Origin of the sequence: Caulobacter sp. BP25 (assembly GCF_002737755.1) — a bacterium.
Classification (GTDB): Bacteria; Pseudomonadota; Alphaproteobacteria; order Caulobacterales; family Caulobacteraceae; genus Caulobacter.
The window spans coordinates 1-7,177 of the sequence record NZ_PEGH01000014.1 but is presented as its reverse complement, the minus strand read 5'-3'; the positions used below and the strand labels follow the sequence as shown (position 1 = coordinate 7,177).

Annotated in this window: 7 protein-coding genes; all 7 read right to left on the bottom strand. The window is 64.2% G+C overall.

Annotated features, from left to right (window positions below; genetic code table 11):
• Window positions 1-76: 76 nt before the first annotated feature.
• A complete protein-coding gene (locus CSW59_RS20945) occupies window positions 77-601 on the bottom strand; it encodes a hypothetical protein (RefSeq protein WP_201722770.1) in 525 nt (174 codons plus the stop codon).
• Window positions 602-701: 100 nt separating this feature from the next.
• Window positions 702-1,208 (bottom strand): glycosyltransferase family 2 protein, encoded by a 507-nt coding sequence (locus tag CSW59_RS20940; protein ID WP_201722769.1) that lies wholly within the window; start codon window positions 1,206-1,208, stop codon window positions 702-704.
• Between the two features lie 11 nt (window positions 1,209-1,219).
• The gene (locus CSW59_RS10095; RefSeq protein WP_143754983.1) at window positions 1,220-1,717 is read right to left on the bottom strand and encodes a hypothetical protein; all 498 of its coding nucleotides are present in this window, start codon (window positions 1,715-1,717) and stop codon (window positions 1,220-1,222) included.
• 230 nt (window positions 1,718-1,947) lie between these two features.
• Entirely contained in the window at window positions 1,948-3,360 is a 1,413-nt protein-coding gene (locus CSW59_RS10090) for a hypothetical protein (protein ID WP_143754982.1), read from the bottom strand.
• A 70-nt stretch (window positions 3,361-3,430) separates the two neighbouring features.
• Window positions 3,431-4,696 carry a sulfotransferase family protein gene (locus CSW59_RS10085; protein WP_099443928.1) on the bottom strand — a complete coding sequence of 422 codons (1,266 nt, stop codon included), beginning with the start codon at window positions 4,694-4,696 and terminating at the stop codon, window positions 3,431-3,433.
• Between the two features lie 39 nt (window positions 4,697-4,735).
• Complete coding sequence (locus CSW59_RS10080) at window positions 4,736-5,782, bottom strand: hypothetical protein (RefSeq protein ID WP_099443927.1); 1,047 nt, start codon at window positions 5,780-5,782, stop codon at window positions 4,736-4,738.
• Window positions 5,779-7,177: glycosyltransferase family 4 protein (locus CSW59_RS20765; RefSeq protein ID WP_161495039.1), on the bottom strand; the 1,399-nt coding region annotated here is incomplete at its 5' end. The genes CSW59_RS20765 and CSW59_RS10080, both read right to left, overlap by 4 nt.

Here is a 7,177-nt window from a genome sequence, read left to right as displayed (position 1 = left end):
GGCAGGCTCAGCGGAACCCGGGTCAGAATGTAGAACCAGAAAAGCGCCGTCAGACCGTACCAGGCAAACGCGCCCATCAGGGGTAGTTGAAGGCGACCTTTTGGATGAACCCGCCATCGATGCCCTTGCTGTAGTCGGCGCCCCACTTGAACAGCATCTGACCCGCCGGCAGGGCGAACGAGAAGCCTAGGCAGAGAAGGAAGTTCTGCGGCGACATGATCAGGCTCCGGGTGCGGAGGACGGTCGTCGGCGCCAAAGGAGCGGCCAGATCGAGTCCTCGGCTCGCTCTCGACGTCGTAGGCCACGAAGCTAAGCAGCATCTGCACGCCCACCAGGATCGGCAGGGCGCCAGCATGACCTGGCCCGAGGTCGCGGCCTTGCCGTCAGCCACGCTCATCATCCAGGCTTGGGCGCCCCGGATCACCCCGAACAGGGTCAGGGAAACGCCGACCAGGAAGTAGAGCGACGCTACCGAGAAGTTGCGCAGGACGTAGCTGTAGAACAGTCGCTTGAAGAAATTGGTGATGTTGGACACCAGGAAAGGCAAGACGATCTTGCCCACCTGCATCTGGCTGACTTCATCGGCGTAGATGGCGGTCATGGGCACATCGACGACACGGGCCCGCAAGGTCCCCAGGCGGAAAGCAGGTCCGACTCGAAGAAGTAGCGGCGCGACAGCTTGTCTAGCGGCACGCGCTCGATCACCCGGGCCTGGACCGCCGTGTAACCGTTGTGGGATCAAAAACGCTCCAGTAGCCAGACGACAGCTTGGTCAGGAACGACAGCCCCGCATTGCCCACCAGACGGAGCGGCGGCATGCCCTTGAGGTCCTCGATATTGTAGAAGCGATTACCCTTCGTGTAGTCAGCGTCGCCTCGGGCGATGGGATTGATCAGGCCGGATCTCGGCGGGATCCATCTGGCCGTCGCTATCGATCTTGACGAGGATGTCAGCGCCAGGGACAGGGCGTGGGCATAGCCCGTGCACACCGCGCCGCCCACGCCCTGATTGACGGCATGGCGAAGCACCACCACGCGCGGGTCTTGGGTACCGGCCTCGATCAGGTCTCCGACCTTGTCGGGACAGGCGTCGTCGACGCAGACAATGAACGCGACCTCGGGCCCGATGGCGGCGATCACCTCGAGCACATGCGCGCCAGAGCGATAGCACGGCAGGATCGCGGCGATCCGCGGCTCGCCCTTGAGCATGGCGCCCGCCATTATTGCGCGGGCCCCAAGGGTGCGGCCGCCGCCGGCGGCGGTAATGGCGCGGAGACCACGGCGATCTGCCGGATCAGGAAGGCGCCGTCCGCGCTGTCATCAAGATCCAGGCGCAAGCCCGAGATGATGGAGGCGCTCCAGTCGTCGCCACCCCTCTTGGGCCTGGCCATGTCGTAGACCATGATCGTGGTTTCACCCACGACGGGATTGGCGCCGCGAATAGGCTTGCTGTGGAACTCGGCGGACTCGCCGTGGCTCGCGGTTGTGTAGAACAACGCTCCATCCCACTTGGCGCCGGGCTTTTCGCGCGTGAGCCGGACAAGCACGGCGTTGTAGCGCCTGCCGTCGATCGACAGGTTCTGCGGCGAGCGCAGGACCGGGTCCACGTTTTGCTGTTCCACGCGGAGGCCGCCGCCGGGATCCGAAGAGATTCTGGAACCGACGGAGGCAAAACCGTCCAGGCCGCCGTCGAAACGCCAGAGATAGGCGGTGTTCAACACAGCGCCATTGAGCACGAAGCGACTGCTGGCGGGATCCCACGTGATCGGTTCTGGCTCACGCACCGGCGGGGGCGCTGGCGCCTCTACAGGAACAACAGCTGGCGGCGGCGCTCCTGTAGCCGTCGCGAGGTCGACGGGACTGGGATAGTCCTCATGAGCGCCCTTGGGCCGATCACAAGCCGCCAGGCTTAGAGCGCCCGCCGCGATCAAGACGAAGGGACGAAGCTTCATGGCGCGGAGCTCCTGGATTTCCGGCGCGCCAAGCTCGGGTCTAGGGCCAGGTAGAAAAGGCCAGCCATGGCCGAAAGATCGAGGAAATAGAGATAGCGATAGTCGCACGCGATCGAGATTACGAAAAAGCTGGCGGCGAACCCCAAGGCCGCCACCAACAACCCCGCCACCGCGAGATCGGCCTCGTCATGGCGCCAAAGCAGGACGGCGATCACGATCAAGGCGACCACGGCATAGAAGGCGTGGGAAAAGACGGGCGTGCCGTAGAAGTAGCTCGCGTAGTTCGCCAGGGCGATGTCGGCCGGGTCCTGCCCCCTGACGATCTTCAGGGAAGACGTCAGGTCCGGCGGACCGTCCACGCCCACGAAAACGGGAAGACAGCGATCAAGTTCGGGCGTCAAGAACACCCATCGGAAAACGTCCAAACGGTGGGTGAAGTAGGTCTTAGGGTGATTAACGATCAGCTCGCGCCATTCCGCCCCGACCAGGGAACTGGCAAGAGGCCAAAGGCTGGGGCCTAACTCCGGGTCCCGATCGAAAAAATCCACGCGTTCAGGCGAATAGACGGCGACGCCTCGCCTAATCGCTGCGGCGGCTTCTGGGTTAGCGGCCTCGATGTGACGCATCCGATAGGCCGGATCATGCGCCATGGCGCCGATCAGGTCGTAGTGCTGGACGATCCGGACGCCGATGCCGCCGGCTTTGTCGGGCCCGGCCGCCGTTGGTTGAGCGACGAACGCTAGCGCTTGGGCGACCAGCAGAGTCGCGGCAAGACCACCAAAGCACCAGGCCCAGGCGCGAAGCCAGCCATCATGACGCCGCAGAACGCCCAGGACGATCGCGGCCACGGCCACGGCGATAATCCCGTTCTGGCGAACCAACGAGCCTGCGGCCAATAGCAGAAGAATAGCGATCAGGAGCAGCCAGCGCGGTCCAGGGCGCGCCCACAGGCGTGGAAGATGCGCCAGTCCCGTAAAGCCCGCGATGGCCAGATTGGAGAAGAAGACATCCTTCCAGACCACCCCCTGATAGATCAGCACGAGGGGCGAAAAAACCACCAAAACAGCGACGCCGGGCGCCCACCAGGAGATCGCGGGCCTGAGCAACCGCAACGAGGACAAGCTTCCGAAAAACAGGGCCGCACTCGAGACGAGATAGAGGCCCGTTCCCGGAACCACGTCATCGAAGACGCCCAGAAGCCAGGCGTACATGGCCGGCCCCCAGGTGTTGCGCGAAGCAGTGCGCCCCTCGTTCAGCTGGGCGAGGCTGTCATAGGACATGTGGCCTGGAAGAGCCGCGCCCAGCATGAAGAGCAGTCCCGCCAGCAGGACAAAGCGCGTCAAGCCCGACGGCGACAGGTTCAGTCCTAGCCAGCCCCGGTTTGTGTCTGTCGGGGGTTGAGTCGACATGGCGTGCGTCCCTTGCCCTGTTTTGGTTTAGGGGCAGTCGATAAGACCGAGAAGGATGAAAAGCCGTGGTTCAACCACGTTTCAGCCGTCCGATGACGGCGCGAAGCGGGCGCGTGATCTTCCAGCTGGTGCTTCCCAGCAGGGCCTGGGTTTCAGCGCGGGCCGCTTCTATCTGCGCCGTAAGGGTATCCGTGAGAATCACCGCCTCGGCTTCCTTCTGGGCCACCCGCTCTTGGAGGATCTCGACCTTCACCTTTTCGGCCTCGGCCTCGCGCTTCCACTGTTGAGACTGGCCACGCAACTCATCGGCTTCGGCGTGGAGGCGAACGAGAAGCTGTCGCGCGGCCTCATATTCCCGGCGGACGTCCTCAAGCAGGAAGGTCGCGCGCGCTTCGGCTTCGCGGGCCTGGGCGGCGTCGGCCTTGGCGATCGGCAGCTGGTCCAGCTCGCGGCGCATATCGACCATGGCAAAGCCGATCGTGCGCTCGAGCGCGGTGATTTCCGCCTCGATCTTGGCCAAGGGCGCGGGCGACGGCGCGGGGCCGCGCGCGGCGGCTCGAAGCCAGGTGTAGGTCTTGGCCGCGCCAGGCCAGACCCCGGCTTGGTCCAGAGCCTCGGCGTCGGCCTCGTGGTGGCGATGCGATTTGGAAAGGAACGTCTCGACCTCGGCCGCCGCTTCTGGCGTACGGTTGGGCAAGGTCCGCCCCATCACCGCCTCGATGCGGTCGAGAACGCCCCGCCAGTCATTCAGCATGTCGCCATAGTCGACGAAGATCCGCGGGGCGTCCCGGGTGTCTCGCTCCACGGCCAGCATGTAGCTGGTCCACAGGAGGAGCGCGGTCTCGCGGGAGGTTCCGGCGCGGGCCTTCAGGCTTTCAGCCACCTCGAAAGGATGGCGGACCATGATCACATAGACCGGATCGACCTCGATCTCGTCGAGAGCCTGGCGCCAGAAGCCGGTTAGGATCGACGAGCGCGGATCCTTCATGACCAGCAGGTCCTGGGCGCCGAAGTTCAGGTTCAGAAAGGCCTTGGCCTGATCCAGGAATTGATCCCGTATGGCGAAAGCTCGGTCATTGTCCAAGACCGAGAAGACATTGTCCCAGCGTGATCCGATCGACCGTAAGATAGCGTCGTCCAAGGCGACCATTTCCCAGGGCTCCCAATAGCCCAGGGGATTGTCCGGGCCGGGATCCATGACCCGCTCAGGCAAGGCGCCGCCGACCAGGGACAGCAACCGCGCCATGGCCGATGTGCCGCTGCGGTGCATGCCGGCCACGACCAGGGCTTGGCGGCGCGCCGCCGTGCTGGCCTTTACTTTGCTCCTCGGCGCCATGGCCCCCGCCTTTCGTCCCACGTTCACTTCACTCATCCGTCAGGCGGCGGGCTCGAAAAGCCCCTCCCCGATCAGCCACGCCTGATAACTGCCCGGACCCGCCGCGAAGGGGTCAGGGAAGGTGTCGCGCAAGTCGCCCCGCACGCGGTAGAGTTCGCGGTGCGACTTGGCTATCGCGCGGCCGTCCGCGTACGCGCCGTAGGCCCAGTAACGCCCAGGAATGCGGCTGTCGGTGAATCGAGCGATCAGGCGCTTGTACCAATTCCAGATCTCGTGGACCTCGTAGTTGGTCCCGGCATAGCGCTTGGTCATCGCGTCGCCCACCGGGCCCAGCTTGGTGAAATGCCAGAAGCGCAGGAGATGGCCGTTGACGGTGATTTGCCCAGACTTGTCGATCGCCACCTTCCGGCGGCTGATGTTCCAGCTGGCCACGTTATAGCCAGGGTCACGCAGCACCTTCACCTTCTCGAAGAAGGCTGGAACGTGATCGCACCAGCGCTGATCGACGAACAGTCCGTTGGGAATGTCGTCATAGCAGAGGGTCAGAAGCCGATCGTTCCACCACTTGGCGAACCTGGCTCCCTCCCCCTTGGTGCGGATCGCCACGAAACCGAGGTTGTAGATCCCTGTCCTCAGGGCCGAGACCTCGTTGTCGAGGACCGCGCTGAGGGTCTCCTCGGGCTGCAGGAGATGCGGCGTGAGCAGGATGTCGTTCTCTCGCAGCTCGTCCAGCAGCGGGCTCAGGGGATTCAGCAGGGCTGTATCGGGGTCCAGGTAGATCGCCACATCGGCCCCACTCGAGCACGCCATATGCAAGAAGGGCCCCTTCACGGCCGTGCAGGCCTCGACCACGTCGTGCTTGAAGAGCCACGACTTCCAGGCCTGGCCGCCCAGATCCAGGTCCTCGACCCAGACCACCCGGTCGAAGGCCTCAGCGCTCAGGTCCAGCGCCACGCCCGGCGGCGGGCGATCGGTGATCAGGGCCACCAGCTCCCAGTCAGGATGGTGCTGACGCAGAGTGTGAAACAACACCCGGGCGCGATCGAGATACGAGAAGGTGAAGCTGGAAAAGCAGAGAACCTTCACGACAGGGTCTCCGCCACAAAATCAGCGCTCATCTTGCTGTAACTCAAGCTGTAGAGCGGCTGGCCACGAACCGCGCGCCCCAGCGGCAGGACATCGCCCCGCTGGAACATCGCCATCAGGGCATGCTCGTCCTGAGCGACCAGGCCGTTCTTCGTCTCGGCGACAAAGCGGGGCACATTGCCCGCGTCGGGGTTGGTCACCACCTTCGCGCCGCCGGCCACGGCCTCGTAGGCGGTAAAGCAGAAGGTCTCCGGACACAGAGACCAGATCACCGCGACGTCGATCTCCAGGGCCTCGACGGCGGCAGCCATGGGCTCGGCGATCTCGGGCGTAGGCTCTACGGCGGTGAACTTCGCCTCGATGGCGGGGTCCTTCGTCTTGCCCAGATGGTGGAATTCGTAGCGCGGATCATCGGCGAAGCGTTCGACCAGGCGTTCATACACCGGCCAACCCTTGTGAGGCGCCGGCATGCCCAGAAAGGCCACCTTCAGAGGACCGCGCCTGTCTCCGCCCTCACCGTCCGCCTTTCGCTTCCGGAGCTTGGCGTGCGGATGCACTTTCGTGGCGGCCGGTTTGACCGGAAAGCTCGAAAGCCAAAGGTCCAGCGCGGCCTGGGACGGCGCCAGAACCGTCATGGCGAAGGCCTGAAAGAACCGGCCATGCTCGGCCAGGTGGATGCGCCGGCGACGACCATAGAGACACACCGAGCAGGCAGGACTGTCTGGCGGCGGCGCCCCGCAGAAGGCCACGTCGTTGCGCATCAGCGCGTAATTGGCGCAGACGCTGGCGAAATCGTGGATCCAGAAGAAGCCTTCCTGGGCGTTCATGGCGCGCAGGACCGCGGTCATGGTGATGATGCTGTGGCCCAGGAAGCTATGGACAGCGAAGGTCAGGACCCTGTCGGTCGCGAACGGGCCCAGATGCTCGACCAGGGTTTCCGCCGAGAAGAACCCTACCCGTTCGCCATTGATCAGCACCCCGACCATCGGCTGGCGTCGCTCGAACTCGATCACCAATCCGGCCGCGGCCGGATAGAGATGAATATGGGTCGCGTCGCGAGCCCGCATCGCTTCGGATTCTCGCGTCAGGCACAGCTGCACACCGCCTAGATTGGCGGTGAAATCATCATGGCTGATGGTGATATGTAGACGTGTGGACGCGCCCACTTGTTGAAGCGCGGACACAAGGTGTTGGACGTCGCTCGGCTCAGGGTCTGGGCTGCTTTCCCTAAGCCAGCGGACGCGATCCTCCAGGGACGGCGCGGCCTTCAGGATCTCGTAGCGAAATCCCAGGTCGATCTTGAGCGAACGCCCCTCCCCTCGTCCGGTCACGATGTAGTGTGAGAAGGGATTGACGCCGGCGGCGGCGATATCCGGATTGACCTCCAGATAGGTG

Excerpts from the sequence above, each read along its gene's own strand:
- CSW59_RS10090 (WP_143754982.1), bottom strand. The coding sequence starts at position 3,360 with ATGTCGACTCAACCCCCGACAGACACAAACCGGGGCTGGCTAGGACTG.
- CSW59_RS10085 (WP_099443928.1), bottom strand. The coding sequence starts at position 4,696 with ATGGCGCCGAGGAGCAAAGTAAAGGCCAGCACGGCGGCGCGCCGCCAA.
- CSW59_RS20945 (WP_201722770.1), bottom strand. The coding sequence starts at position 601 with ATGACCGCCATCTACGCCGATGAAGTCAGCCAGATGCAGGTGGGCAAG.
- CSW59_RS20940 (WP_201722769.1), bottom strand. The coding sequence starts at position 1,208 with ATGCTCAAGGGCGAGCCGCGGATCGCCGCGATCCTGCCGTGCTATCGC.